The 22,863-nt window shown below is 56.5% G+C and carries 34 protein-coding genes and 1 pseudogene; 14 read left to right on the forward strand and 21 right to left on the reverse strand.

Features of this window, described 5'->3' with window-relative positions; genetic code table 11:
* Positions 1-89: 89 nt before the first annotated feature.
* Complete coding sequence (locus ACTF5F_RS01255; protein WP_438955282.1) at positions 90-479, reverse strand: carboxymuconolactone decarboxylase family protein; 390 nt, start codon at positions 477-479, stop codon at positions 90-92.
* A gap of 2 nt (positions 480-481) precedes the next feature.
* Positions 482-1,291 (reverse strand): division plane positioning ATPase MipZ, encoded by an 810-nt coding sequence (locus ACTF5F_RS01260; protein ID WP_438955069.1) that lies wholly within the window; start codon positions 1,289-1,291, stop codon positions 482-484.
* 174 nt (positions 1,292-1,465) lie between these two features.
* On the opposite strand from ACTF5F_RS01260, the gene ACTF5F_RS01265 reads away from it, so the two are divergent.
* Positions 1,466-2,821, forward strand: a complete 1,356-nt coding sequence (locus ACTF5F_RS01265) for a DEAD/DEAH box helicase (protein ID WP_438955070.1) — start codon at positions 1,466-1,468, stop codon at positions 2,819-2,821.
* Here the strand turns inward: ACTF5F_RS01265 and ACTF5F_RS01270 are convergent.
* The 4 genes from ACTF5F_RS01270 to rplS form a co-directional block, all read right to left on the reverse strand.
* Positions 2,818-3,021, reverse strand: coding sequence for a hypothetical protein (locus ACTF5F_RS01270; protein ID WP_438955071.1), 204 nt, complete (start codon positions 3,019-3,021; stop codon positions 2,818-2,820). The genes ACTF5F_RS01265 and ACTF5F_RS01270 overlap by 4 nt on opposite strands.
* An 84-nt stretch (positions 3,022-3,105) precedes the next feature.
* On the reverse strand, positions 3,106-3,993 hold the full coding sequence (locus tag ACTF5F_RS01275; RefSeq protein WP_438955072.1) for an MFS transporter: 888 nt from the start codon (positions 3,991-3,993) through the stop codon (positions 3,106-3,108).
* Positions 3,994-4,299: 306 nt separating this feature from the next.
* A complete protein-coding gene (gene rpmE, locus ACTF5F_RS01280) occupies positions 4,300-4,521 on the reverse strand; it encodes a 50S ribosomal protein L31 (protein ID WP_072902016.1) in 222 nt (73 codons plus the stop codon).
* Between the two features lie 12 nt (positions 4,522-4,533).
* A complete protein-coding gene (gene rplS / locus ACTF5F_RS01285) occupies positions 4,534-4,917 on the reverse strand; it encodes a 50S ribosomal protein L19 (RefSeq protein WP_438955073.1) in 384 nt (127 codons plus the stop codon).
* Between the two features lie 370 nt (positions 4,918-5,287).
* On the opposite strand from rplS, the gene ACTF5F_RS01290 reads away from it, so the two are divergent.
* Positions 5,288-5,422, forward strand: coding sequence for a VPLPA-CTERM sorting domain-containing protein (locus ACTF5F_RS01290; protein ID WP_438955283.1), 135 nt, complete (start codon positions 5,288-5,290; stop codon positions 5,420-5,422).
* A 66-nt stretch (positions 5,423-5,488) separates the two neighbouring features.
* Here the strand turns inward: ACTF5F_RS01290 and trmD are convergent, their stop codons facing one another.
* From trmD to ffh, 7 genes are all read right to left on the reverse strand, one after another.
* On the reverse strand, positions 5,489-6,292 hold the full coding sequence (gene trmD, locus ACTF5F_RS01295) for a tRNA (guanosine(37)-N1)-methyltransferase TrmD (protein WP_438955074.1): 804 nt from the start codon (positions 6,290-6,292) through the stop codon (positions 5,489-5,491).
* Entirely contained in the window at positions 6,292-6,795 is a 504-nt protein-coding gene (gene rimM / locus ACTF5F_RS01300; RefSeq protein ID WP_438955075.1) for a ribosome maturation factor RimM, read from the reverse strand. Before rimM ends, trmD begins: the two co-directional genes overlap by 1 nt.
* A 4-nt stretch (positions 6,796-6,799) precedes the next feature.
* The gene (locus ACTF5F_RS01305) at positions 6,800-6,940 is read right to left on the reverse strand and encodes a hypothetical protein (RefSeq protein WP_438955076.1); all 141 of its coding nucleotides are present in this window, start codon (positions 6,938-6,940) and stop codon (positions 6,800-6,802) included.
* Positions 6,941-6,987: 47 nt separating this feature from the next.
* Positions 6,988-7,425: a 30S ribosomal protein S16 gene (rpsP, locus tag ACTF5F_RS01310; RefSeq protein WP_438955077.1), complete on the reverse strand. Its 438-nt coding sequence runs from the start codon at positions 7,423-7,425 to the stop codon at positions 6,988-6,990.
* 44 nt (positions 7,426-7,469) lie between these two features.
* A complete protein-coding gene (locus tag ACTF5F_RS01315) occupies positions 7,470-7,772 on the reverse strand; it encodes a chorismate mutase (RefSeq protein WP_438955078.1) in 303 nt (100 codons plus the stop codon).
* Positions 7,769-8,335 carry a GNAT family N-acetyltransferase gene (locus tag ACTF5F_RS01320; RefSeq protein WP_438955079.1) on the reverse strand — a complete coding sequence of 189 codons (567 nt, stop codon included), beginning with the start codon at positions 8,333-8,335 and terminating at the stop codon, positions 7,769-7,771. Before ACTF5F_RS01320 ends, ACTF5F_RS01315 begins: the two co-directional genes overlap by 4 nt.
* A gap of 79 nt (positions 8,336-8,414) precedes the next feature.
* Positions 8,415-9,917: a signal recognition particle protein gene (gene ffh, locus ACTF5F_RS01325; RefSeq protein WP_438955080.1), complete on the reverse strand. Its 1,503-nt coding sequence runs from the start codon at positions 9,915-9,917 to the stop codon at positions 8,415-8,417.
* A 331-nt stretch (positions 9,918-10,248) separates the two neighbouring features.
* Here ffh and ACTF5F_RS01330 point away from each other — a divergent pair, with 331 nt between their 5' ends.
* On the forward strand, positions 10,249-11,127 hold the full coding sequence (locus ACTF5F_RS01330) for a LysR family transcriptional regulator (RefSeq protein ID WP_438955081.1): 879 nt from the start codon (positions 10,249-10,251) through the stop codon (positions 11,125-11,127).
* Here the strand turns inward: ACTF5F_RS01330 and ACTF5F_RS01335 are convergent.
* Positions 11,124-11,459 carry an ArsR/SmtB family transcription factor gene (locus ACTF5F_RS01335; RefSeq protein WP_438955082.1) on the reverse strand — a complete coding sequence of 112 codons (336 nt, stop codon included), beginning with the start codon at positions 11,457-11,459 and terminating at the stop codon, positions 11,124-11,126. The two genes, ACTF5F_RS01330 and ACTF5F_RS01335, sit on opposite strands and share 4 nt — an antisense overlap.
* Positions 11,460-11,690: 231 nt before the next feature.
* Here ACTF5F_RS01335 and ACTF5F_RS01340 point away from each other — a divergent pair, with 231 nt between their 5' ends.
* The 5 genes from ACTF5F_RS01340 to ACTF5F_RS01360 all read left to right on the forward strand — a co-directional run bounded on the left by ACTF5F_RS01340 (position 11,691) and on the right by ACTF5F_RS01360 (position 14,237).
* Entirely contained in the window at positions 11,691-12,029 is a 339-nt protein-coding gene (locus ACTF5F_RS01340) for an AtpZ/AtpI family protein (RefSeq protein ID WP_438955083.1), read from the forward strand.
* 2 nt (positions 12,030-12,031) lie between these two features.
* A complete protein-coding gene (locus ACTF5F_RS01345; protein ID WP_438955084.1) occupies positions 12,032-12,787 on the forward strand; it encodes a F0F1 ATP synthase subunit A in 756 nt (251 codons plus the stop codon).
* Between the two features lie 46 nt (positions 12,788-12,833).
* On the forward strand, positions 12,834-13,070 hold the full coding sequence (locus ACTF5F_RS01350; RefSeq protein ID WP_438955085.1) for a F0F1 ATP synthase subunit C: 237 nt from the start codon (positions 12,834-12,836) through the stop codon (positions 13,068-13,070).
* A gap of 77 nt (positions 13,071-13,147) precedes the next feature.
* On the forward strand, positions 13,148-13,672 hold the full coding sequence (locus ACTF5F_RS01355; RefSeq protein ID WP_438955086.1) for a F0F1 ATP synthase subunit B': 525 nt from the start codon (positions 13,148-13,150) through the stop codon (positions 13,670-13,672).
* Between the two features lie 4 nt (positions 13,673-13,676).
* Positions 13,677-14,237, forward strand: coding sequence for a F0F1 ATP synthase subunit B (locus ACTF5F_RS01360; RefSeq protein WP_438955087.1), 561 nt, complete (start codon positions 13,677-13,679; stop codon positions 14,235-14,237).
* A 317-nt stretch (positions 14,238-14,554) separates the two neighbouring features.
* Here ACTF5F_RS01360 and ACTF5F_RS01365 read toward each other — a convergent pair whose 3' ends face one another.
* Positions 14,555-14,689, reverse strand: coding sequence for a hypothetical protein (locus ACTF5F_RS01365; RefSeq protein WP_438955088.1), 135 nt, complete (start codon positions 14,687-14,689; stop codon positions 14,555-14,557).
* Positions 14,690-15,201: 512 nt separating this feature from the next.
* On the opposite strand from ACTF5F_RS01365, the gene ACTF5F_RS01370 reads away from it, so the two are divergent.
* Positions 15,202-15,465 carry a helix-turn-helix transcriptional regulator gene (locus ACTF5F_RS01370; RefSeq protein WP_438955284.1) on the forward strand — a complete coding sequence of 88 codons (264 nt, stop codon included), beginning with the start codon at positions 15,202-15,204 and terminating at the stop codon, positions 15,463-15,465.
* Between the two features lie 34 nt (positions 15,466-15,499).
* Here ACTF5F_RS01370 and ACTF5F_RS01375 read toward each other — a convergent pair whose 3' ends face one another.
* The 3 genes from ACTF5F_RS01375 to ACTF5F_RS01385 form a co-directional block, all read right to left on the reverse strand.
* On the reverse strand, positions 15,500-16,267 hold the full coding sequence (locus ACTF5F_RS01375) for a FadR/GntR family transcriptional regulator (protein WP_438955089.1): 768 nt from the start codon (positions 16,265-16,267) through the stop codon (positions 15,500-15,502).
* A 103-nt stretch (positions 16,268-16,370) separates the two neighbouring features.
* Entirely contained in the window at positions 16,371-17,024 is a 654-nt protein-coding gene (locus ACTF5F_RS01380) for an OmpA family protein (RefSeq protein WP_438955090.1), read from the reverse strand.
* 95 nt (positions 17,025-17,119) lie between these two features.
* Positions 17,120-17,986, reverse strand: coding sequence for a bifunctional helix-turn-helix domain-containing protein/methylated-DNA--[protein]-cysteine S-methyltransferase (locus ACTF5F_RS01385; RefSeq protein WP_438955091.1), 867 nt, complete (start codon positions 17,984-17,986; stop codon positions 17,120-17,122).
* A gap of 62 nt (positions 17,987-18,048) precedes the next feature.
* On the opposite strand from ACTF5F_RS01385, the gene nth reads away from it, so the two are divergent.
* Together nth and ACTF5F_RS01395 are read left to right on the forward strand one after the other, a co-directional pair.
* Complete coding sequence (nth, locus tag ACTF5F_RS01390; protein ID WP_438955092.1) at positions 18,049-18,693, forward strand: endonuclease III; 645 nt, start codon at positions 18,049-18,051, stop codon at positions 18,691-18,693.
* Positions 18,690-19,679: an adenosine kinase gene (locus ACTF5F_RS01395; RefSeq protein WP_438955093.1), complete on the forward strand. Its 990-nt coding sequence runs from the start codon at positions 18,690-18,692 to the stop codon at positions 19,677-19,679. The genes nth and ACTF5F_RS01395 overlap by 4 nt, the downstream gene beginning before the upstream one ends.
* Here the strand turns inward: ACTF5F_RS01395 and ACTF5F_RS01400 are convergent.
* Positions 19,657-20,328: a hypothetical protein gene (locus ACTF5F_RS01400; RefSeq protein ID WP_438955094.1), complete on the reverse strand. Its 672-nt coding sequence runs from the start codon at positions 20,326-20,328 to the stop codon at positions 19,657-19,659. The genes ACTF5F_RS01395 and ACTF5F_RS01400 overlap by 23 nt on opposite strands.
* A 108-nt stretch (positions 20,329-20,436) precedes the next feature.
* Positions 20,437-20,746, reverse strand: a pseudogene (locus tag ACTF5F_RS01405) (sulfotransferase family 2 domain-containing protein); the annotation flags it as partial.
* Between ACTF5F_RS01405 and ACTF5F_RS01410 the strand changes: the two are divergent.
* Together ACTF5F_RS01410 and ACTF5F_RS01415 are read left to right on the forward strand one after the other, a co-directional pair.
* Complete coding sequence (locus tag ACTF5F_RS01410; protein ID WP_438955095.1) at positions 20,711-21,277, forward strand: DUF5928 domain-containing protein; 567 nt, start codon at positions 20,711-20,713, stop codon at positions 21,275-21,277. The pseudogene ACTF5F_RS01405 and the gene ACTF5F_RS01410 sit on opposite strands and share 36 nt — an antisense overlap.
* 20 nt (positions 21,278-21,297) lie before the next feature.
* Positions 21,298-21,657, forward strand: a complete 360-nt coding sequence (locus ACTF5F_RS01415) for an HIT domain-containing protein (RefSeq protein ID WP_438955096.1) — start codon at positions 21,298-21,300, stop codon at positions 21,655-21,657.
* Here the strand turns inward: ACTF5F_RS01415 and ACTF5F_RS01420 are convergent, their stop codons facing one another.
* Positions 21,658-22,578 (reverse strand): ABC transporter ATP-binding protein, encoded by a 921-nt coding sequence (locus tag ACTF5F_RS01420; RefSeq protein ID WP_438955097.1) that lies wholly within the window; start codon positions 22,576-22,578, stop codon positions 21,658-21,660.
* A gap of 81 nt (positions 22,579-22,659) precedes the next feature.
* On the opposite strand from ACTF5F_RS01420, the gene ACTF5F_RS01425 reads away from it, so the two are divergent.
* Positions 22,660-22,845, forward strand: coding sequence for a zinc-finger domain-containing protein (locus ACTF5F_RS01425; RefSeq protein ID WP_438955098.1), 186 nt, complete (start codon positions 22,660-22,662; stop codon positions 22,843-22,845).
* Positions 22,846-22,863 lie beyond the last annotated feature (18 nt).

Consider the following 22,863-nt stretch of genomic DNA (forward strand, 5'->3'; position numbering starts at 1 on the left):
AACCGGAGGACCGTAGACAGAAGATGTGACCCGACCGTTACGATCGCGAAGGGATTTGCAGAACAATTGACGAAAATTGTCAGCGGTTACTAAAGCTCGCCGACTTCGGTCAAAACCTTGCGGGCTACGCGGAAACACTCAAGCGCCATTGGCACACCGCAGTAGATGCCAACCACATGAATGATTGCGCGGATTTCTTCCTTGGTGACACCGTTGTTGAGCGCGCCCTTGCAGTGGACTTCCCACTCATGCATCCGGCCCAATGCGCCGATCATGGACAGGTTCATCATGCTGCGGGTCTTGGCGTCGATCACATCGTCGCCCCAGCCAAAGCCCCAGCACCACGCGGTCATCGCTTCTTGAAACGGACGGGTGAAATCGTCGGCTGCGGCGAGGTTTTTCTCAACATACTCAGCGCCAAGCGTGCCTTTGCGCTGTTCCAAACCCTTGAGAAACAGGTCTTCATCAAAAAGGTCCACCATCAGAAATCCACCGTGACATTCGGCTGGTTCAGCGCCTTGACCAGTTCGCGCAATTCCTGCCGTGCAGCGATGTTGGAAATGTTTAACCCTTTGACCCCAAGGTCACGCAAATCAAGCAACGTCAAACCGCGGGAGAATAGCTCACGGAAAATCACGCGCTCATTGAAGCCGGGCGCGGTTCGAAAGCCGATGCGCTTAGACAGTTTCTCCAACGCGCGGGCCATCTTTTCTTTATTGATCATCGCCTGCGCACCGGTTCGGTTGCGCACAACGACCCAATCCATTGGCGGCAAACCGGCCTGCGCGCGAAGCTGACGCGCGTTCCAGACCATTTCTGAATAGACGGAGGGACCGGTGATTTCTTCGCCAGAGGTATCGGTGTGCGCCAGCAGGTCAAAATCGACAAAGCTGTCATTGAGCGGCGTCACCAGTGTATCGGCCAGCGAGTGTGCGACTTGCGACAGGCGGGTGTGGCTGCCGGGGCAGTCAATCAGGATAAAGTCATTGTCCGGTTCCAACCCGGCCACAGCGGCGGAGAGACGGCGATCAAACGCATTCTCTCCTGGCCTAAGGTCGCTATGCTTGATCTCAGGTAGATCGTGGTACTCTGGCGTGGGCAGGTTCAGCCCTTCGGACTTCATGAAAGACCGGCGGTTGTGGATGTAGCGGCCCAAAGTTTTCTGACGCAGATCGAGGTCTAGAACCCCAACGTTATGTCTCATTCGCGACAGTGCGGTTGCGACGTGCATCGAAACTGTGGATTTGCCCGCGCCGCCTTTTTCGTTCCCAACAACAATAATATGTGCCACTGATCCCGCCCCTGTACTTTGGTGCGTTTCTACACCACTTGCACAATTCGCACTACTGAAAAGCGGATCGGTAGGCCAGTTGCGTAAGGTCGTTTTTTGCCGTGCATTGACTTTGGTCTGTGAGAGGCGCATCTGGCGCACACCCGAGGCCGCGACGGCCTGAGAAGGATACCAATGGATTTTGATATGTTGGGCCTTGCGCCCCGCCTCATCGAGAAACTGGCGGAGCAGGGCATCACCGACCCGACGCCAATTCAAGCCCAAGCCATCCCGCATGCCATGAATGGCCGCGATGTGATGGGGCTTGCGCAGACCGGCACGGGTAAGACCGCTGCCTTCGGTCTACCGATGATTGATGCCTTGATGAAGGCGGGGGTGAAGCCCTCCCCCAAGACCACCCGCGGCCTGATCCTTGCGCCAACGCGTGAGTTGGCCAAGCAGATTTCCGACAACCTGAGCGCCTACACCAAAGGCACGCACCTGAAGGTGGGGCTGGTCGTTGGCGGCGTGGGGATCGTCGCGCAGACCAAACGGCTTTTGAAAGGTGTCGACCTTTTGGTTGCTACACCGGGACGCCTAATTGACCTTCTGGAACGGAAAGCTATCCGGCTGGACGAGACGATTTATCTTGTGCTCGATGAAGCGGACCAGATGCTCGACATGGGCTTTATCCACGCCCTGCGCCAGATCGCGCCCCTACTGGCTGAGGATCGCCAAACGATGATGTTTTCGGCCACGATGCCGAAGCTGATGAATGAATTGGCGACGACGTACCTCAAGAACCCTGTTCGGGTTCAAGTGAACCCACCGGGCCAAGCGGCGACCAAGATCAAGCAATCCATTCACTATGTCGCGCAAGCGGCGAAGATGGACCTGTTGATCGAGCTATTGGACAGCCACCGCGATGATTTGGCCCTCGTCTTCGGGCGTACCAAGCACGGCTGTGAGAAGATGGCGCGGCAGTTGCAGGCAAAGGGTTTCGCAGTGGACGCCATCCACGGCAACCGCAGTCAGGGCCAGCGCACCCGCGCGATTGAGGCATTCAAGGCAGGCGAAGTACGGGTTTTGGTGGCGACGGATGTCGCCGCGCGGGGGATCGACATTCCTGGTGTGAAATGGGTCTACAACTTTGATCTGCCGAACGTCCCGGAAAACTACGTGCACCGCATTGGTCGCACTGCGCGGGCGGGGGCAGGCGGGACCGCCGTTGCCCTCTGTGCGCCGGATGAGATGATCGAGCTGCAGGACATCGAACGCGCCATGCAGGAGGAAATCCCCACAGCCTCCGGACGCCGGTGGGAGGTTCAGCCGGGGCAAAAGAAGCGCCCGAACGGGGGTGGTGGCAACCGTCGTCGTGGTGGCGGCGGCAATCGCGCCGGTGGCCCACCACGCGGTGCCAAAGGGGATGGGGGACCGCCATCTGGCGGCAAGCCGCGCCGCAAGGGAGGCGGGAAGCCGAGCGAGGGAGCGCCTGACGGCGCTAAGCCTCGCAGACCTCGGCGTCGAGGGAAGAAGCCACCAAAGGCTTAGACGGTTTGTGCGATCGCGCTCTGTCTCCGCTCTGACGGGACGTAGAGCGCCCCCATGAGACACAGGATCACAAAACCGAAGAGGGTTTCTTTAGTGCCCAGCCACTGCGTGCCGTAGCCCATCAGTACAGATCCCACGACCTGAACCAAAGGCAGCATGAAGAACGTGGCAGCAACGATTGTTGCTGGTCGATCCGGCATCGCCTTTAGACCCCAGAGAAGTTAAAGCCCGGTCTGCAAGATGTAGAGGATGCCAAAAAGCACCCCAGCTATCAGCGGGAACGCCTAATGTTCGCCCGTAAGACCCAAAAGGATGATCGCGGCCGCGACCATGAGGTAGCAAAAAGTGTGCGTTGTGCGGATGCCCAGCATTTTAAGGCATGCGTCCGCGCCTGCACCGGCCAGACCTGCCGTGCCTATGAGGATCCAGAACCAACTCAGGCCTTCGGCAGTCCAGCCACCGATGTCTGATAGTATTTCGCCGCCAAACGTCCAGAAAAACGCGCAGACTACGCTGAACAGGAACGCGCTCGCCAAGATCGAATAGGCCGCAGAGACGCGCCAGATCGGCTCGGGACGAGGGCCAGTGGCGGCCTTTGCGACCGGGCGACGTTTCGGGAGGAATAGGAGAGTGGCCAGATTTGTGATAGGGGCGAGCGCCGCGAAGCCCACGAAAGAGAACCGCCAAAGCCCTGTGAAATAGAGTGCGATGGGGCCGGAGATCATGATGCCGACGCCAGTACCCGCGTTGACGATGGTGGTCGCCATTGCCTGACGCTCTTCCCTCACGGTCACAAGGATCGCGGCGACAAGCGGCGGCATTGAGAATCCTGCCGACGACCCCGCCAACATCAACCACATGGCGAAAATCAGAGGATCATGGCTGATGGCCATGCCCATCAAGCCAACCGTTGCCATGGTCACAGAAAGCGTGGCGACCACCTTGCCGCCAAAACGCTCCGTCGCCCAAGCAGCGATGAGTAGGGCGGCGCAGTTGCCAAGAAACAGCGCCGAACTGATCACGCCTGCCAGGCCTTCAGTCAGATCAAGCTCCGCACGGATGGTCGGCATGAACTGACCGTAGGGGAAGTGGACCAACCCATAGGTTATAGCGATGAGCGCAAAGCCTGTGATGGTCACGGCCATCCCTCGTGATGGAATTGGACGCAGCATCACAGCCCCACTCGTGGCGCAATCACGCCAAGCGTCATGGAAATAAGCATCTGAAAAGCCTATCGAAAAATCAAAAAGTAGAGGTCTTGAAGTCTTGAGAGACGATGGAGTGCGAAAAGGAAGCCGGTCGAGTAAGGAAATTCGTACTCTTGCAACCGGAAGTGCGTGTTTAGGGCGAAAACGAGGTCAGGTTTTCCTGACCTTTAGTCAATTTCTACCAGCGACGGCCTCAATTCACGCTTCAGCAAAGAAAAACGCCGCTTTGAAGACCAAGCGGCGTCTTTGATGAATGAGCTGGTGAGTGGCTTAGAAACCCAGACCTGCATATTTGTTCTTGAACTTGGAGACGCGGCCACCTTGGTCGAGCAGGCGTGTGTTGCCGCCTGTCCAAGCTGGGTGAACCGTTGGGTCCACGTCGAGGGCGAGTGTGTCGCCTTCTTTGCCATAGGTGGATTTCATCTGAACGATGGTGCCATCGGTCATTTTGACGTCGATGATGTGATAGTCAGGATGTGTATCTTTTTTCATATCATCGGCTCCTTATGCTTCAGCGCCCTTAGGGGCTTTGTAGTTTGTGACCTCGGCGATACGTGCGGACTTACCGCGACGTGTGCGGAGGTAGTAAAGCTTAGCGCGGCGGACACGACCACGGCGGACAACGGTGATGCTGTCGATGTTCGTGGAATGCAGTGGGAACACACGTTCCACACCTTCACCAAAAGAAATCTTGCGAACTGTGAATGACCCAGCAATGCCAGACCCGTTCTTGCGGGAGATGCAGACACCTTCGTAGTTCTGCACACGGCTGCGGGTCCCTTCGGTCACTTTGTAACCGACGCGGATGGTGTCACCCGCTTTGAAGTCGGGGATGTTTTTCCCCAGAGCGGCGATTTGTTCCGCTTCGAGTTGTGCGATCAGATCCATCTGAAACGCTCCTTATATATGGCACGGGTGGTCCCCGTAACGTTTATGCGTGTCGTCAGAGCTCTGCGTCGTTATCGGGTCCGCCATCGCGCCCGCCAGAGGTGCCGTCATCGTTCCATTGTTGTAGTTGTCTGGCCTGTCCGGTGCATGGGATGCCAACGAAGGCATCTGCAGAAATCCGGCTGGTTCCATAAACCAAGACCCCGGAATCGGTTTCCCGTCCGAAGATGCGTTTCTTTAGGCGGGTTTCGGGGTTCGATCAAGTGGTTTCAAGGGCAAACATAGCCCGTGGCGCGTACGTTCGGTGGCTTTGCAGGCCCCGAACTCCAAGCGGACAACGGTTCTTGATTACGGTGGTGGATATTTCGACATGATTTATGTCGCGACAAACAGGGATCCATCCATCTTGAATGTCGGTCTTGAACCGGTGCCGTTGCCTGCTGGTTTGCCACTCTTGCTTGCAGGCCTTGGTGGGTTTGCGCTTGTGCGACGCCGTCAAACCTAGAATCCTCTCGCACTCGAATAATATTAAGCCGCCGAGGGACAGCCTTGGCGGCTTTAATTATTCAGATCAGCTATCATTTAACCGTTCTTTTGCTGACGTTCTTTCCCAAAGGTCTGGACGGCGTGCTTTGGTCAGTTCTTCAGACTTTTCGCGTCGCCATTCCGCGATCTTTTTGTGGTTACCGGAGAGGAGCACGTCTGGGATCGCGCGACCGTTCCATTCGGCGGGTTTTGTGTACTGCGGATGTTCGAGGAGGCCGTTGGAAAAACTCTCTTCCTCCGCACTTTCCGCGTTGCCGAGGACGCCTGGAAGCAGGCGCACCGTGGCGTCGATCATGGCTTGGGCCGCTATTTCGCCGCCGGTCATGACGAAATCGCCAAGCGACACCTCTTGGATGTCGAAATGGTCCAAGACACGCTCGTCAACGCCTTCGAACCGACCGCAGAGCATCGTCACCCCGTCTGCTTGGGCAAGGCGCTGGGCCATGGCTTGATCAAAGCGCGGGCCGCGGGGGGAGAGGTAGACGAGCGGCATGCGGCCCGTGGCGCTGCTGCGCGCTTCGATGATCGCTTTTTCCAAGATATCGGCGCGCAGGACCATGCCGGCACCGCCGCCCGCAGGCGTGTCGTCTACGTTCTTGTGCTTGCCGATCCCGTAGTGGCGCAGGTCGAAAGTTTGCAGCTGCCAAAGGCCGTCTTTCAACGCTTTCCCAGTCAGGCTTTCACCGAGCACGCCGGGGAATGCGGTTGGGAAAAGCGTAATGATTTGCGCCGTCCAAACACCTGCAAGATCCGGCGTGTCCGTCATCAATTCCCGCGGCTTGAGCGTCGCGTGGATCGACTTGCGGCCGTGGGATTTGGGGGTTGCCATCAGAACAGCCCTTCGGGTGGATCGGCGATCAGTCGTCCGCTGGCGAGGTCTACGGTCGGGACGGCCGCTTGCGTGAACGGGAGGAGGACGGTGTCGGGTGCGCCTGGTACGAGAATTTCCAGAAGGTCGCCTGCGCCATGGTCCATGACGTTTTTGACTGTGCCCAAGCTCTTGCCGCCTGTGTCGAGCACGTCGAGCCCGATGAGGTCGGAATAGTAGTATTCGTCGTCCGGCAGGCTTGGCATCTGCGACCTGTCGGCATAAAGTTTGGTGTTTCTAAGGGCGTCGGCGTCTTCTTTGGTCACGACGCCATCAAGCCGCGCGGTAAAACCGTTTTTCTGCTGACCGGTAAGGACGAGTTGAACGAACTGGCGTCCGTCTTCGGTGAAAAGCGGTGTGTAGTCCGCAATTGCGCCAGGGTCGGCGCAGAAAGACTTGAGGCGCACTTCACCTTGGACGCCGAAGGCACCGCCTAAGGATCCGACAACTATGCGATCTGGCATCGGCCTACCCCTTGATGAAACATGTGCGGTCCCGCCATTCCCCGCCTTCGGTGCGGCAGACCTCTTGCCGGTTGGCGTCTGAGAAGAAGATGCCAGCCACGAAGGCAAAGAGGATCAGAATGATAACGCGAAAAAGCCGCAACATGATCGGAACGGAAGGGGAGCTGCCCTACGACAGCTCCTCCTAAGGTCTTACTCTTCAGCCGCAGCTTCTTCAGCAGGTACCTCTTCTGCTGCAGGCTCTTCTGCGGGTGCTTCTTCTTCAGCAGGTGCGTTTGCAGCTTCTTCAGCGGCTTTTGCTTTCTCCGCCTTTTCTTCAGCACGTTCCTGAGCGGCTTTGCCCGGTGTGCCCTTCTTGGGGTTGTTGCGGTCTTTCTTTGGCAGCTCACCAGCAGCTTCGAGCATGCGGGAGATACGGTCGGATGGCTGTGCGCCTTCGCCCAACCAGTACTTCACGCGCTCCATGTTCATTTTAACGCGCTCTTCGCTGTCTTTTGGCAGCATTGGGTTGTACGTACCCAGCTTTTCGATGAAGCGGCCATCACGTGGCATGCGGCTGTCCGCTGCAACGATGGAATAGAATGGGCGCTTTTTGGAACCGCCGCGTGCGAGGCGAATTTTCATAGCCATGGTTTGACTTCCTTAAGGTTTGTCTTGTCGCACCAAAGGTGCGTTTAGGGTTGAGATTGATGTGATTTGTGATGCTGAATGACTTCAGCGATGACGAAGTTGAGAAACTTCTTGGCAAATTCCGGGTCCAAATCGGCCCGTTTTGCCAAATCTTCGAGCCGTGCGATCTGTGCCGCTTCGCGGGCTGGATCGGACGGGGGAAGGTCGTAGGCGGCTTTGAGTTTCCCCACAGCCTGCGTGTGTTTGAACCGCTCGCCAAGCGTGTAGATCAGGATCGCGTCGAGCCGGTCGATGCTTTCGCGGTGATCTTTGAGGAGGTCCGCTGCGCGTATTGATGCGTCGGTCATTGGGGCGCTCCTGTGGTGTAGGCGAAAACGGCGCAATCGGTATGTTCTGGATGGTCCCCTTGGCGCGTGGCACCGAGACGTGCAGCGACGCGCAGGGATGCCGCGTTGTCTTTGTATATAAAGCTGCAGAACCCATTTGGCCCCAGTTCAGTAAAGCCCCAGTCGCGCAGGGCGCGGGCGGCTTCTGTGGCGTAGCCGTTGCCTTCGGCCGCTCCTGTCAAAAGCCAGCAAAGTTCGGTCGATGGGTCGCCATATTCGGGTGCGATGAGGACGAGTCCCAATGGTGTCTCGTCATCCTTGAGAGTGATCGTCAGCGGGCCAGTGCCCCGCAGCAGCCAGCTCGCCACGGACTGGTTGAAATCGAGCCACGCATCCTCACCATTCATTGGGCCGCCGATGTATTTGGCGCGATCCGTCGTCCAAATCGTTTCCAGCGTTGCCCAATCTTCGATCTTGCAGGGGCGCAGGATCAAACGCTCCGTCTCGAGCACAGGCAGGTGTGCATTGAGTGCGGTCACGCGCAGGGCTGGGGAGCCGATGGGAGGAGTGAGCCAAGCTGTCATAGCGCTCCCCAAAGGCCGCGCTGACGCGCGACACCCTTCTGAGCACCTCCAGCGGAGATATTTTTGGCAAGAGGAAGCCTCATTTCTTCCTCCCAAAACCGCTGAGACCTGGGGGGAGTGCGCCGCCGCCCAAGCCGGGCAGACCGCCGGGCATTTTGCCTTGCATGGCTTTTGCAGCTTCTTCCATTGCTTTGGGGTCATTCATATCGGGAATGCCTCCCGGCATCCCGCCTTTGCCCATCATGCCTTTCATGGCTTGTTTGAGCATCCCACCTTTGCCTATTTTGCCCATCTTCTTCATCATGTCGGCCATCTGGCGCTGTTGTTTCAGAAGTTTATTGAGTTCGGAGACTTCAAGCCCTGCACCTTTGGCGATGCGTTTCTTGCGGCTCGCTTGCAAAATTTCTGGCTGGGCGCGTTCGCGTTTGGTCATGGAGTTGATAAGGGCGATCTGGCGTTTGAGGATGCTGTCATCCATGCCCGCCGCTTCCATCTGCTTTTGCATTTTGCCCATGCCGGGCATCATGCCCATCATCCCTTCCATGCCGCCCATCTTGATCATCTGTTCAAGCTGCATTTTCAGGTCGTTCATGTTGAAGCGGCCCTTTTGGAAACGCTTCATCATCTTTTCGGCTTGTTCAGCCTCGATGGTTTCTTGGGCTTTCTCGACGAGGGAGACGATGTCGCCCATGCCCAAGATGCGGCCTGCGATGCGGGAGGGTTCGAACACCTCGATGGCGTCCATCTTTTCGCCCAAGCCCACGAACCGAATAGGTTTGCCTGTGATCGCGCGCATGGAGAGCGCCGCACCGCCACGCCCGTCACCGTCCATACGGGTCAGAACCACGCCTGTGACGCCGATCTTGTCGTCAAACTCTTGCGCCACATTCACTGCGTCTTGACCTGTCAGGCCGTCAACGACCAGCAGTGTTTCACGCGGGTTTGCGACATCACGGACAGCGGCGGCTTGGGCGATCAGTTCTTGATCTATGTGCAGGCGGCCTGCGGTGTCCAGCATATAGACGTCATAGCCACCGAGGGAGGCTTGGGTTTTCGCGCGTTTGGCGATGGCGACAGGGTCTTCGCCTTTAACAATAGGCAAAGTGTCGACGCCGATTTGTGCGCCAAGAATTGCAATCTGTTCCATCGCGGCAGGTCGGTTGACGTCGAGAGAGGCCATGAGAACGCGCTTGCCCTCTTTCTCCTTCAAGCGTTTGGCGAGCTTGCCTGTCGTCGTCGTCTTACCAGACCCTTGCAAGCCAACCATCAGGATCGGGGCAGGTGGGTTATCGATTTTGAGGGCGCCGGGGTCTTCGTTGCCGGTCAGGATGTGCTGCAATTCGTCGTGGACGATTTTGACGACCTGCTGACCCGGTGTGACAGACTTGGTGACGGACTGACCGGTGGCCTTATCTTGAACGGCTTTGATGAAATCGCGGGCAACGAGGAGGGAGACGTCCGCCTCCAATAAGGCCACGCGCACTTCGCGGAGGGCGGTTTTGACGTCATCCTCGCTCAGCGAACCATGCTTGGTGAGCCGGTCAAAGACGCCGCCTAAGCGTTCGGATAGGTTCTCAAACATCGGCCAAGGCCCTCATTTCGTTCTGGTTGGTCTTTTATGTAAGAACCGACCGGCTAAAGTAATAGCGCCCTAGTGGGCGTTCTTCCAACACACTGCGCCCCCGTGGGCGCAACGCGCTGACGGAGGGCGATCTCTACTAGAGTAGAGACCGGACGGCTAATGCTGTCCGGAGTTCTCCACCATCTAGAAGGTGCGGGGGGCAGAGTCAACAATGTCGATGGTTGGTGGAGTGTTGCGTGTTTTGGGCGTGCCACTAAAATCACCATTGCAGAAATGAACATAAGGTCTAGATTATCAAAAAATTTGTGAAATTTCGCACAGAGATCGGACTATGGACAGTTGGGACGAAATCCGCACCGCCTATCATGTGGCGCAGGCAGGCACGGTGAGTGGCGCGGCGGAGGCGTTGGGTGTGCATCATGCGACGGTCATCCGGCATATTAACGCGTTGGAGGAGCGGTTGGGCGTGAAGCTCTTCCAGCGACACTCGCGGGGATATACGGCGACGGAGGCGGGGGCGGACCTGTTACAGGTGGCAAAGACGACCGACGACCAGTTCAGTCAGCTTGAGGGGCGGATCAAAGGGTTGGGCAAGGGCGTGTCGGGCGATCTGGTGGTGACGTCCTTAGCGCGGCTGTCGCCGCTGATGGTGCCCGGACTAACCGAATATCAAGCAGAGCATCCAGATGTGCGGGTGCGCTATCTGACGAGCGACCGCTTGTTCCGGTTGGAGTATGGCGAAGCGCATGTGGCCGTTCGGGCGGGTGCGATGCCGGAGGATCCCGATAATGTGGTGCAGCCCTTTTGCCACCAGAATATGACCTTGGCGGGGTCAAAAGCCTATGTCGAGAAACATGGCATGCCAAAAGACGAAGCGGATTTGGCACGGCATAAGTTTGTTGGGCAGGACAATGACAACAACCGTGCGCCGTTCAACCGCTGGCTACGGGACGTGGTTGACCCCGATGGGATCGTCTTTCGCGCCACCGACGCACCCGTGATGCGTGAAGCGATCCTCGCCGGGGCAGGCTTAGGGTTTGTGAGCAACCACGAGCTGCGCAGCTATCCTGATCTGGTAGAGGTGATGCCCAGCAAGCCGGAGTGGTCCGCGGCACTTTGGTTGGTGACGCATGTTGATCTGCATCGGACAGCCAAGGTTCAGTCTTTCTTGAGCTATCTCAAGGACAAAGCTACGACGTGGGACGTCTAGGCGTTGGGTTTGTCGCCCATCTCCTGATCTAGAAAGCGCTCAAAAGCATCCAGGTCGATACTGTCCATCTGTCCGAAGCTTTTCATCCAGACGGAGGCATCGCGCAGTGCGTCAGGCTCTAGCTTGCACCATTTCACGCGGCCGTGCTTTTCTTGGCTGATAAGGCCGGCGGAGGTGAGGACGGCGAGGTGTTTTGAGATTGCGGCTAGCGAGATGTCGAAGGGTTCGGCGACGTCGGTAACGGCCATATCATCCTCCAGTAGCATCGACAGGATGCGGCGGCGTGTGGCGTCGCCGAGAGCGGCAAAGACGATATCAAGTTGCGTGTCCATGCGGGTCATCAAGCACCATGCTGTTCAATCGTCAACCATTCGGTTAAATATTGGTTTTGGCTGATATGGCGGTTTTCTGTGCGAGACGCATGATTTTCTCGCCAATCCAAAGTTAATAAAAAACCATTTATTACAGATACTTATATACGTACGCGTGATCCGCTCTTCGGCGTTGACTCCGCGTACATCAAGACGTAGCACACCCCCAAACGCCCCAAGGAGAGATTTGCGTTGGTGAGCGAGGCAGACAAGCGCCGTTTGGAGGAGCTAGACGCCCGGATCGAGGCGGCCAAAAAGCCGGCGGAACGCAAACGCCACGGGGAAGATCATCACTCTCAGGCGCATTTGGCCTGGCGCATGGTGATCGAACTGGTGACCGGTCTCGGGATCGGTTTTGCCATTGGATACGGGCTCGACAGCCTGTTCGGCACAATGCCGATCTTTCTGGTGGTTTTCATATTGCTGGGGTTCGTGGCGGGTGTGCGCACAATGATAAGCACCGCCAACGAGGTCCAAGCGAAGACACTGGCCGAAGAGGCCGAACGGAATGACGAGCAAGAGGGCTTGTAGAAATGGCGACTGAATCGGCAGGCGAAGAAAAGCTGTTCAACTTCCACCCGATGGACCAGTTCATCGTGAAGCCACTTTTCGGCGATGGTCCGGTTCAGTGGTACACAATCACGAACGTGACGCTGTGGATTGCTCTGACAATCCTCGCCATCTTCGCGCTTTTGGTTCTGGGCACATCGCGCCGAGCTATCATCCCGTCCCGCATCCAGTCCATTGGCGAGCTGGCTTACGGCTTCATCTACAAAATGATAGAGGACGTGACGGGCAAAGATGGGGTCAAATATTTCCCCTACATCATGACACTGTTCATGTTCATCGTGTTCGCCAACTTCCTCGGCCTTCTACCGCTGGCCTTCACAACGACATCGCACATCGCTGTCACCATCGTTTTGGCGATGTTGGTGTTTGTCGCAGTTACTGTGATTGGCTTTGTGAAAAACGGCATTGGGTTCCTCAGCCTCTTCTGGGTTTCTGCTGCGCCTCTGCCGCTGCGTCCGATCCTCGCCGTGATTGAAATTATCTCTTACTTTGTCCGCCCTGTCAGCCACTCCGTCCGTCTGGCCGGAAATATGATGGCTGGTCACGCGGTGATCAAAGTGTTCGCAACCTTCGCAGCAGCCGCGGTGATCGCGCCAGTGTCTGTAGTTGCTATTTCTACCATTTATGCTCTCGAAGTCCTTGTGGCCTTCATCCAAGCATACGTATTCACGATCCTGACCTGTGTTTATTTGCGCGATGCACTGCATCCACACCACTAAGTCAGATCGTCTAATCTCGCCAATTCCAACGTAAGGAGAATTCGAAATGGAAGGCAATATCGTACAAATGGGCGCATACCTTGGTGCTGGTCTCGCATGCATGGGCATGGGGGGCGCTGCTGTAGGTGTGGGCAACGTGGTAGGCAACTACCTTGCTGGCGCACTGCGCAACCCATCTGCTGCTGCTGGTCAAACCGCAACAATGTTCATCGGCATCGCCTTCGCAGAAGCGCTGGGAATCTTCTCATTCCTCGTTGCTCTGTTGTTGATGTTCGCCGTTTAAGAACACCCCAATCCTTACGTCTGGCAGGTGCGCATGGCGCGCCTGCCGGTAAATCCAAAGGTTAACGGGAAAAGACTATGGCAACAGAAACCGCAGAAAAAGCAGCCGAATCTGGCGGACTTCCGCAGCTCGACTTTACAACGTTCGGAAACCAGATCTTCTGGTTGGCGATCGCACTGATCGCGATCTATCTGATCCTTTCGCGCATCGCGTTGCCACGGATCGGGGCCATCCTTGCGGAACGGTCCGGAACCATCACTAACGATCTTGCTGCAGCCGAAGAGCTAAAGCAAAAAGCGGTGGAAGCTGAAGCCGCTTATGAAAAAGCGCTGGCTGATGCGCGTGCGGAGGCGGGACAGATTGTCGACAAAGCCAAAGCCGAAATTCAGGCAGAATTAGATGCGGAACTGGCGAAAGCTGACGCGCAGATCGCTGCGAAAGCGGCAGAAAGCGAAGCAGCCATTGCTGAGATCCGTAAAGGAGCTGTGAAATCCGTGGCACAAGTTGCAAAGGACACCGCGAAAGAGATCGTCGCAGCGATGGGTGGCAAGGCCGACGCCAAGACCATCACCGCCGCAGTCACCGCGCGGATGAAAGGGTAACGACATGAAAAAGCTCCTGATCCCTGCTTTCGTCCTGACCGCGACACCAGCCTTCGCTGCTGAGAAAGCGTTCTGGTTCAACTTCGCCAACACCGACTTTGTCGTTTTGGTCGCGTTCATACTGTTCGTCGCTTTCCTGATGTACCTCAAGGTCCCGGGTAAGATCGGTGAAATGCTGGATGGCCGTGCGAACACGATCAAAACGGAACTCGACGAAGCCCGCACGCTGCGCGAAGAAGCGCAGAGCCTGCTCGCCTCTTATGAGCGCAAGCAGCAAGAGGTGCAGGAACAAGCCGACCGCATAGTTGCCAACGCGAAGGACGAAGCATCCCGTGCGGCGGAAGCTGCGAAGGCCGACATTGCAAAGTCGATTGAGCGTCGCCTTGCCTCCGCTGAAGAGCAGATCGCCAGCGCCGAAAGCTCCGCCGTCAAGGAAGTGCGCGATCAAGCGATCGTTGTGGCTGTGGGTGCGGCTGAAGACATCATCGCGAAGCAAATGGATGCCAAGACCTCCAACAGCCTCATAGACGATGCAATTGCGACAGTGAGCGAAAAGCTTCACTAGGAACTCATCCGATGGAATTAAAAAGGCCCAGCAGTCGCTGGGCCTTTCTTTTTGGGTTTAGGCTGCGGCAGTCGCTTCAATTACAAACATCAGGCAAGGGATCGCCAGTGATGTAACGCCGAGCAATGTCATGGGGCCGACACTTGGTGAGGTCCAACCCGCATTCCCATCAGATCGAAGTTCTTCAGAGCTTCACCAACATCAGTCGCATAGACCCCAAATCTGACAACATTGCTCCAATCCATTCTCGCGCTGTTTAGGACGGCCTCAAGGTTGTCGAGCGCCAATGAAATCTGTGCTCTCATGTCTTCTGGATGTTACGGATTGCCATTCTCATTAACCGCGATCTGACCGGCACAAATGACCTGATGGGTTGCCCCTTCGATGATTTCAGCTCGGTTGTAACCCAATTTGATCGACCAATCCCATGGGTTCACTGCTGGCCTTTCCATAATTCATTTCTCCATTTGGTAAATGTCTGGAAACGTAGTGGGACAAATAGTGCCAAAAAATGTTACTATTTATGCTTGACTGAAAAAATGAATACCCGACTCAGACGAGAAACCCTTGTATGTACGTTGCGCCGAAGCGGCACATCGACAGTAGACGCCCTAGCGACGATGGTGGCGCCTCGCGTCGCACTGTGCTGCGGGATATAAGCGCCCTCCGTGATGAGGGCTACGTCATATATTCCGACGTTGGCACGGGCGCTGGCCTACAGCTTGAACCCCAATCCTTTCAGACGACCGCCAAGCTTTCTGTGCCAGAGGTTTTTGCACTATTGATCAGCGTTTCGGCCGTACGCGCTGCTGGGAACCTTACATTTTCTGAGTAAGCGGACTCGGGGCTGGCAAAAATCGAAAAGGGGTTGCCATCCGACAAGATAATAGACTTCCGCGCTTTTCTCGATTGCCTGCATATAGGGAAGTTATCGCCGTTGCAGTACCTATCAGACATTGGTCAGATGAGTCCCGAACTGTTGCCTGCGTTTGAAACCTCATTTCTAAACCGACACTTCATCCGATTTGACTATTGCGACGCAAAAGGCGTTCAGACGCAACACGTGGTGCAGCCGCAAGCCATGCTCATTCTGCCACCGCTTTGGTATTTGGTCGGATGGGATCCGCTTCGCGAGGATTTTCGCCATTTCCGCCGCCGACATGTCCCTTTCGAAGACGATGTATGTCCATACAGCGAATTGCAGGCTCAACGGAAAATGGGGACTTGAATTGGTTCCAAGCCAGCGCTTGTGCCGCTGGCCTTTACCGCCCAGCCTCATGCTCGTATCGCCGTTTCGCGAAATCTTCGTTCTCATTCGCTTTCAACTGATCTACCAATGCCCCTCTGACATAGTCGAGGTGGCTGGCGACGGCGGCTTTGGCGGCTGCGGGGTCGCGGGCTTGGAGTGCGTCGTTGATGGCGCGGTGTTGGTCTAATAAATGATCGCGGGTCATGCGTTGTTTGAACATGACGGAGCGGTTGTAGAACACGCCTTCACGCAGCAGTTCATACATCGACCGCATCATATGGAGCATGACTATGTTGTGGCTCGCCTCGATGATGGCGAGGTGGAAATCAGCGTCGAGCGCGGCTTCTTCTGCTGGGTTCCTCTTTTGCTGCGCAACCTCCATCTTCTTGAAGATCGCATCGATCACTTTGAGGTCGGTGTCGGACGCAAGACGCGCGGCACGCTCGGCGGCCAATCCTTCCATGTCGCGGCGGAAGCTGATGTAGTCGAACACCGCGCTGTCATGTGTCGCAAAGAGGGAGACGAGTGCAGGCGAGAATGCGCTGCCAAGGACGTCTGCCACAAAGACGCCGGAGCCCACTTTGGACACGAGAAGGCCCTTGTCCTGAAGCTCTGATAACGCTTCGCGGAGGGAGGGGCGGGAGACACCCATCTTCTCGCTCAACTCCCGCTCTGACGGGAGCCGTTCGCCGGGGCGTAAGATGCCGCGCAGGATCAGCTCTTCGATCTGGCGCAGCACGCCTTGGGAGAGTTTCTCTTGTTGGACGGTTTGAAAGGGCATGTCGCCTCCGCAGATGAATTGGTCAATTTATATGACCGGAGCAGAGGTCAGACAAATAAAAAGGGGCCGACAGTGCAGCCCCTTTCGTCGCATGTGTTTAGGCTTAGCGCGTTGGCGTGATCACAACTTCCACACGGCGGTTGGCCTGACGGCCTTCTGGCGTTTGGTTGGTCGCAATCGGACGGTTCTCACCCTGACCAGTGGAGATGATCCGCGCTGGGGTAACACCGGCACTGATCAGAACGCTTGTCACCGCCTGTGCACGGTGCTGGGACAGGTCAAAGTTATACGACGCATCGCCGACATTGTCGGTGTGACCAATCACGTTGACAGTTGTGTTCGGGTACTGGTTGATCGAATTCGCCAGCGTCCGCAGGTCCGTTTGCGAGCGACCAGAGACGGCGGTGCTGTTGGTCGCAAACAGGATGTCCTGCGGTAACGTCACAACAAGGTTGTTGCCGTTGTTCACAATGCCGACGTTGTTGCCGAGGGAGGCGCGCAGCTCTTCTTCTTGCTTGTCAAGCTGGTTGCCGATGACCGCGCCACCAGCCGCACCGATGACAGCACCGACGAGAGCACCACGACGGCGGTCCTCTACGCTGTCGCCGCGCAGAATTCCTGTGAGAGCGCCAACGCCTGCGCCGATCAATGCGCCTTGTTGCGCGTTTTGGTTGCCGTTGGGACCGGTGGTGTCACAAGCGGCCACAAGTGTCAGGGCGCTTGCTGCGAAAATGAGGGAGAGTTTTTTCATAGCCATAAGACCGTTTCCATATTCAATGTTTGCGCCGCCCAGATTGGGGGGGGGCAGTCAGATAACGCTTATAAAGCCTGATTGTTCCCTGCTATCCAATATCACTGCCGTGAAGGGCGGGTTTCCGCCGAGGCCGCAGCATCTGCGCGTGCAGATTCCCACGCGAGGATCGCACGTTTGACCGGCAATCCCCAATGATAGCCGCCGAGGGCGCCGGATTTGCGCAAGGCGCGGTGGCAGGGAATGAGCAGGCTCACAGGGTTCCGCCCGACAGCGGTGCCAACCGCGCGAACCGCTTTGGGATGGCCGATTGAGTCCGCGATTTCGCTGTAGGTCGTGACATGACCGGAGGGGATGCGGAGCAGCGCTTCCCAAACCTTCAATTGCAGCGGCGTCCCGATCATGTGGAGGCAGGTGTCGCCCTTGGCTGTGAGCGTAGCTTCGGCCCAGTTTCTGAGGCGATTCGGTGCCTCAACGAAGGTTGCATTAGGCCAGCGGCGCGTGAGGTCGACTATCGCCTCGTCCGCGCCCATTTCGGCGGAGAATGCGAGGCCGCATATGCCGCGGTCGGTGCCCATGACGAGAGCGGGACCAAACGGGCTGTCGAACCAGCCCCAAAAGATGCTGAGGTCTGCACCTGCTTTCGCGTATTCGCCAGGTGTCATTGCCTCCCACTTTAGAAAAAGGTCATGCAGACGTCCTGAGCCAGACAGGCCAACCTCTTGCGCGGTGGCGAGGGTGGTGAACCTGTTGGAGAGGAGCGATTTCGCATGGCCTAATGTCAGGTATTGTTGGTACCGCTTTGGGCTGACGCCGACCCATTGGGAGAAGACACGTTGGAAATGTGCAGGCGACATATCCATCTGCGCGGCGATGTAAGCCAAGGTCAAAGGCATGTCCGCTTGTGCATCAATCGCCTCGATCGCGCGGGCCATGACTTGGTAGTGATATGACTGGTCGTATTCCATGACATTGAGACTAGGCAAAGCAACCGTTGCGAGCGACCCAAAAATTGCGCATATCGGTGCGCATGGCAAAACAACTCGATTACAACACGATACGCGAGATTTTTGAGCGGTTTGAGGCGGCAGAGGCGGAGCCGAAGGGGGAGCTGAACCATACCAATGCCTACACGTTGGTGGTGGCGGTGGCCCTGTCCGCGCAAGCGACCGACAAGGGCGTGAACAAGGCGACGGAGGCGCTGTTCAAAATCGTCGAGACGCCGCAGCAGATGCTCGAGCTTGGGATCGAAAAGCTGACCGAACACATCAAAACAATTGGCCTGTATCGTCAAAAGGCCAAGAACGTCATGAAGATGAGCCAGATCTTGGTCGATAAGTATGGCGGGGTGGTTCCGAACTCCCGCGCGGCTCTGCAGTCTTTGCCTGGTGTCGGGCGGAAGACAGCGAACGTTGTCTTGAACATGTGGTGGCAGCAGCCCGCGCAGGCGGTGGACACGCATATCTACCGCGTTGGCAATCGGTCAGGCCTTGCGCCGGGTAAGAATGTCGATGCGGTTGAGCGGGCGATTGAGGACAATATTCCAGCGGATTTTCAGCTACACGCACACCACTGGCTAATCCTGCACGGGCGCTATATCTGCGTCGCCAGAAAACCGAAATGCGCGGCCTGTTTGATTCGAGATCTGTGTATGTTTGAGGACAAAAACCTATGAGCAATTTTGATGTGATCGGGATCGGCAACGCGATTGTGGACGTGATTGCCCCAGCCGAAGATACGTTTCTGGATCATATGGGGATCGAAAAGGGGATCATGCAGCTCATTGAGAAGGACCGCGCGGAGGTTCTTTATGCTGCAATGACTGACTGTGTGGAGACGCCCGGGGGGTCCGTTGCCAATACGATTGCAGGGCTTGGCAGCCTCGGCCTGTCGACTGCGTTCATTGGCAAGGTGAAAGACGACGCGCTGGGCCGGTTTTATGCGAAGGGCATGGAAGACGCGGGAACGGCCTTTCCCAATCCGCCCGTTGCAGAGGTGGAGGCACCGACGTCGCGGTCCATGATCTTCGTCTCCCTTGATGGGGAACGGTCGATGAATACCTACCTTGGAGCGGGTGCCGACCTCAACGGTGAAGACGTGCCGGAGGATTTGTTCGGGGGCAGCAAGTTCTTGTTCCTCGAAGGATATCTGTTCGACAAGGACGATGGAAAATCCGCGTTCACGGAGGCGGCGCGGTTGATGAGCGCGGCAGGCGGCAAGTCAGGAATCACGCTTTCGGATCTCTTCTGCGCTGATCGTCACCGCGATGATTTCAAACGTTTGATCCATGATGAGTTGGATTTTACTCTTGGGAACGAGGGTGAATGGACCGCGCTGTACGAGACGGACGATTTGGAAGCCGCGCTCTCCCAAGCGGCTGAGACCTGCGAAACCATCGTCTGCACCCGTGGCGGGAGCCCTGTGATCATTCTGCAGAACGGTCAGCGTGTCGAGACGCCTGTCACGCCTGTGACACCGGTCGATGCGACCGGTGCGGGCGATCAGTTTGCGACGGGCTTCATCTATGGCATGGCAACGGGCCAATCGCCTGAGGTCTGTGGAAAGATGGGCGTCGTTGCGGCGGCGGAGGTGATCCGTCACATCGGACCACGGCCACAAACGGATTTGAAGGTGCTCTTCACGAAGGCTGGATTGATCTGAGCCACAGCGCGTCGATTTCGTCGATGATATCCGTGTCGAAACTGTCTTCGACTTTCCAGTATTTGCCGCTGGGTACGTAGTAGGCTGTTTTTTCTTCAAGCATTTTGGCCTGTCGGACCATTGTCAAGTCGACGTCGGTCCGATTTGTAGCGCCTAACGAGTTTAGCGTCGCGCGTGGAAAAACGAGGCGGCTTTCGTTGGTGCTGAGGTTGACCATCGTGCAATGTTGCTCTGCGGCTTTGATCATCAAACGCGCTGATTTCGCCTCCAAACTGCGGAGGGTTTTGTCATCGCGCAGCGGGTCGGCGGTGCCGGTGCCGTAGAAATGGGTGTTCGTGGTGTTTGGATAAACCATATCGCATCCCAGAACGGCGATCAGCGACGGTTTCAGGGCGGCCAAGGCCCAGTAGCTGGCCGTGAACGCCATTGTGCCGCCGGCATAGACGAACCCGCCGTAGTTGTTCTGCAAGGGCACATAGTCGGAAGCTTGTATCACGGTTTGATTGACCGCGATGGCCTGGGGCATGCGATCTTTTGGGAAGTCGGAGGGATGGACCAGATGGGTCCAATCGTCCCGCACGCGCCATGCGTTGTTGATGACGACAACATGATCGAACGGGTGGGTGTCCCAATCCTGAGCTTTAACCACATTGGGGCCGCTTCCTAACAGCAATACTCTTGTCATTCAGGGCCTTTGATGGCTGGACATCTCAACAGTGCTGTAACTTAAGCCACGACATGGGGAGGTCCAGTGCGCCTAGTCGTCTAGTTTCGCGTGCACCTCATCCAGATTAATCTCCCCAATCGGCATTTTGTTCGACGGATCGTGGAAATCGTATTTGAAGAGATCGAAATTCTTTTTGTAAATTTCATAGACTAGATGCATGGACAGATCGTCGAAGTAATCCTCGACCGGATGCGCGCGTTTTGGGCCATGCCCTTCGCTTCCGTTAAAGCGCGGAATGTCCGTTAAAGCGCGGAATGTCCGTCAGTTTGACGGACTTCGGCGTTTTAATGTTGTTCAACACGCCTTGCATCTCGTCATTGAATTTTTCTGTCCAGAATATCTAATCGTACTGACCGCAGCGATCAGAACGCATACGGACATCACCGCGGTCAATTACCTCTTCAGCGAAGAGGATACAGAGCTGCCGGACCTTGGTGGCTTTGAAAACAGCCTCGTCAAGCGGACGCAGCATCGTCGGTCGCTGATGCGGCTGTTGTTCGAGTGCCGCGAGTCTCAGAAACTGGTGATTTGTCTTGATACGTCGAGCATTGACCTTTTGAACGACTTTTTTGCCGATCGCTCCCGCACCCGCATGTTGGAAATTGATTGCGTGTACACCGATGAATACTTGTCTGGCCATGCCAAACGGGTTGGGCCCGTCGCAGCGGATGCGCCGGATGATGTGACGGCGCAGCTTGTGCCAACGATCCGCTATGACATCGCCCATGAGAGTCGGCGGATCCAAGACAGCAATTTCGAAGGCTACCACCGCATTCAGCAGACCCATTCGGCGGCCAAAAATGCCGAAGCCTTGGCGTCTTTCCTTGATTTGCCGAAAGACGTGGCGCAAAAACGGGCCGAAACCCCATAACTTTTCGATTGATGACCCACATGACCTTTGACTACGACGATCAAAATATCTTTGCCAAAATCCTGCGCGGCGAAATCCCCAATCAGACGGTTTATGAAAGCGACCACGCGCTCGCGTTCAAAGACATCAATCCGCAGGCGACACATCATGTTCTGGTGATTCCGAAAGGCCCTTACATGAGCCTTGATCACTTCGCGATTGAAGCGCCGACAGAGGAGCAGGCAGGCTTCATGGCCGCTGTGGGCGAGGTTTGCAAGTTGCTTGAGCTAGACAGCGGCTTCCGTGCGATCTGCAACACGCGCATTCACGGCGTGCAAGAAGTCCCACACTTTCACATGCACATCGTAGGTGGGGAACAGTTGGGCCAGATGCTGCCCTAGCTATTCCGTCAGCGATAGGAACACATCCTCAAGGTCAGGCACGTCGGTCTGAATGTCTTTGATGTTCACGCTAGACGTGCGCAGGTAGTCGAGTACTGCGTTGTCGGAGGTTTGCGCAGGGTGATAGGATAGTTTGATTTTGCCGTCGTCGGTGTGTGTGACGTCGATCTCAGCGGTGCTGGCGATTTGTGACCGCACCGTCGGTGTGATGACCAAGGTTTTCTGGTCCAGTTTGCCCAACAGGTTCGCCGTGGTGTCGCGGATAATCAACGACCCGTGGTTGATGATCGCGATTTCGTCGCACATCGCCTCCGCTTCTTCGAGGTAGTGGGTCGTCAGGATAATTGTCATGCCCTCATTGTTGAGTCGGCGCACGTTGTCCCAAAGCTGGTTGCGCAGGGTGATATCTACGCCAGCGGTCGGTTCATCCAAGACAAGGATCTGAGGGCTGTGGACGAGTGCTTTGCCAAGCAACAACCTGCGCCGCATCCCGCCAGACAGGGACCGCGCGTAAGCGTTGGCCTTGTCCGTGAGGCCGATGAGTTCAAGGATTTCATCCGTCCGGCGCTGGCTCCGCGGCACACCATAAAGCCCTGCTTGCACATCGAGCGACCCGCACGGCGTGAAGAAAGGATCAAGGTTGGGTTCCTGCGGCATCACCCCGATCGATGCCCGCGATTGGCGTGGATTTTCATCCTGGTCGAACCCCCAGATTTTGACAGTGCCGGAGGTTTTGATGACCAAGCCTGCGAGAATGTTGATCAGCGTCGATTTGCCTGCCCCATTCGGCCCCAACAGGCCAAAGATCGATCCGTGCGGGATGTTGAGGTCGATGCCTTTGAGCGCTTCTTTCGCTTCTTGCTGCTTTGATGCGGCGTAGGTCTTGCGCAAACCTGAAATTTCAATCGCATACTCTGTCATTCGTGGTTTTCCCGATCCATCGGCTGGGGTATGTAGGCCTTGATATCGCGCGATGACTGCGCATCAACACACAGGCCAGCCATGACACGTCCCGCACCGGAAACCAAGATCGTTCAACAGTATCGCGTGTCTTGCGATGGTGGGGAGGGTGGCTTGGGCCATCCGCGTGTCTGGTTGCAAATCCCGACGGAGCATGGCTGGGTCGAATGCCCTTATTGCGATGCGAAATACGTCCATGAGGATTTCAAGGACGCCGTGAACGGCTAAGCCGACTTGCTCACATCG

Source organism: Cognatiyoonia sp. (genome assembly GCF_965661665.1).
In the GTDB taxonomy this organism is placed as follows: domain Bacteria; phylum Pseudomonadota; class Alphaproteobacteria; order Rhodobacterales; family Rhodobacteraceae; genus Cognatiyoonia.

Excerpts from the sequence above, each read along its gene's own strand:
- ACTF5F_RS01275 (WP_438955072.1), bottom strand. The coding sequence starts at position 3,993 with ATGCTGCGTCCAATTCCATCACGAGGGATGGCCGTGACCATCACAGGC.
- ACTF5F_RS01290 (WP_438955283.1), top strand. The coding sequence starts at position 5,288 with ATGATTTATGTCGCGACAAACAGGGATCCATCCATCTTGAATGTCGGT.
- ACTF5F_RS01380 (WP_438955090.1), bottom strand. The coding sequence starts at position 17,024 with ATGGCTATGAAAAAACTCTCCCTCATTTTCGCAGCAAGCGCCCTGACA.
- rpmE (WP_072902016.1), bottom strand. The coding sequence starts at position 4,521 with ATGAAAAAAGATACACATCCTGACTATCACATCATCGACGTCAAAATG.
- ACTF5F_RS01270 (WP_438955071.1), bottom strand. The coding sequence starts at position 3,021 with ATGCCGGATCGACCAGCAACAATCGTTGCTGCCACGTTCTTCATGCTG.
- ACTF5F_RS01265 (WP_438955070.1), top strand. The coding sequence starts at position 1,466 with ATGGATTTTGATATGTTGGGCCTTGCGCCCCGCCTCATCGAGAAACTG.
- ACTF5F_RS01360 (WP_438955087.1), top strand. The coding sequence starts at position 13,677 with ATGAAAAAGCTCCTGATCCCTGCTTTCGTCCTGACCGCGACACCAGCC.
- rplS (WP_438955073.1), bottom strand. The coding sequence starts at position 4,917 with ATGGATCTGATCGCACAACTCGAAGCGGAACAAATCGCCGCTCTGGGG.
- ACTF5F_RS01315 (WP_438955078.1), bottom strand. The coding sequence starts at position 7,772 with ATGACCGACGCATCAATACGCGCAGCGGACCTCCTCAAAGATCACCGC.
- ACTF5F_RS01335 (WP_438955082.1), bottom strand. The coding sequence starts at position 11,459 with ATGGACACGCAACTTGATATCGTCTTTGCCGCTCTCGGCGACGCCACA.
- ACTF5F_RS01305 (WP_438955076.1), bottom strand. The coding sequence starts at position 6,940 with ATGTTGCGGCTTTTTCGCGTTATCATTCTGATCCTCTTTGCCTTCGTG.
- ACTF5F_RS01370 (WP_438955284.1), top strand. The coding sequence starts at position 15,202 with ATGAGTCCCGAACTGTTGCCTGCGTTTGAAACCTCATTTCTAAACCGA.
- ACTF5F_RS01350 (WP_438955085.1), top strand. The coding sequence starts at position 12,834 with ATGGAAGGCAATATCGTACAAATGGGCGCATACCTTGGTGCTGGTCTC.
- rpsP (WP_438955077.1), bottom strand. The coding sequence starts at position 7,425 with ATGGCTATGAAAATTCGCCTCGCACGCGGCGGTTCCAAAAAGCGCCCA.
- ACTF5F_RS01425 (WP_438955098.1), top strand. The coding sequence starts at position 22,660 with ATGACACGTCCCGCACCGGAAACCAAGATCGTTCAACAGTATCGCGTG.
- ACTF5F_RS01395 (WP_438955093.1), top strand. The coding sequence starts at position 18,690 with ATGAGCAATTTTGATGTGATCGGGATCGGCAACGCGATTGTGGACGTG.
- ACTF5F_RS01420 (WP_438955097.1), bottom strand. The coding sequence starts at position 22,578 with ATGACAGAGTATGCGATTGAAATTTCAGGTTTGCGCAAGACCTACGCC.
- ffh (WP_438955080.1), bottom strand. The coding sequence starts at position 9,917 with ATGTTTGAGAACCTATCCGAACGCTTAGGCGGCGTCTTTGACCGGCTC.
- ACTF5F_RS01385 (WP_438955091.1), bottom strand. The coding sequence starts at position 17,986 with ATGGAATACGACCAGTCATATCACTACCAAGTCATGGCCCGCGCGATC.
- trmD (WP_438955074.1), bottom strand. The coding sequence starts at position 6,292 with ATGGCAACCCCCAAATCCCACGGCCGCAAGTCGATCCACGCGACGCTC.
- ACTF5F_RS01415 (WP_438955096.1), top strand. The coding sequence starts at position 21,298 with ATGACCTTTGACTACGACGATCAAAATATCTTTGCCAAAATCCTGCGC.
- ACTF5F_RS01355 (WP_438955086.1), top strand. The coding sequence starts at position 13,148 with ATGGCAACAGAAACCGCAGAAAAAGCAGCCGAATCTGGCGGACTTCCG.
- ACTF5F_RS01365 (WP_438955088.1), bottom strand. The coding sequence starts at position 14,689 with ATGGAAAGGCCAGCAGTGAACCCATGGGATTGGTCGATCAAATTGGGT.
- ACTF5F_RS01330 (WP_438955081.1), top strand. The coding sequence starts at position 10,249 with ATGGACAGTTGGGACGAAATCCGCACCGCCTATCATGTGGCGCAGGCA.
- ACTF5F_RS01320 (WP_438955079.1), bottom strand. The coding sequence starts at position 8,335 with ATGACAGCTTGGCTCACTCCTCCCATCGGCTCCCCAGCCCTGCGCGTG.
- ACTF5F_RS01375 (WP_438955089.1), bottom strand. The coding sequence starts at position 16,267 with ATGCCCTTTCAAACCGTCCAACAAGAGAAACTCTCCCAAGGCGTGCTG.
- ACTF5F_RS01345 (WP_438955084.1), top strand. The coding sequence starts at position 12,032 with ATGGCGACTGAATCGGCAGGCGAAGAAAAGCTGTTCAACTTCCACCCG.
- nth (WP_438955092.1), top strand. The coding sequence starts at position 18,049 with ATGGCAAAACAACTCGATTACAACACGATACGCGAGATTTTTGAGCGG.
- rimM (WP_438955075.1), bottom strand. The coding sequence starts at position 6,795 with ATGCCAGATCGCATAGTTGTCGGATCCTTAGGCGGTGCCTTCGGCGTC.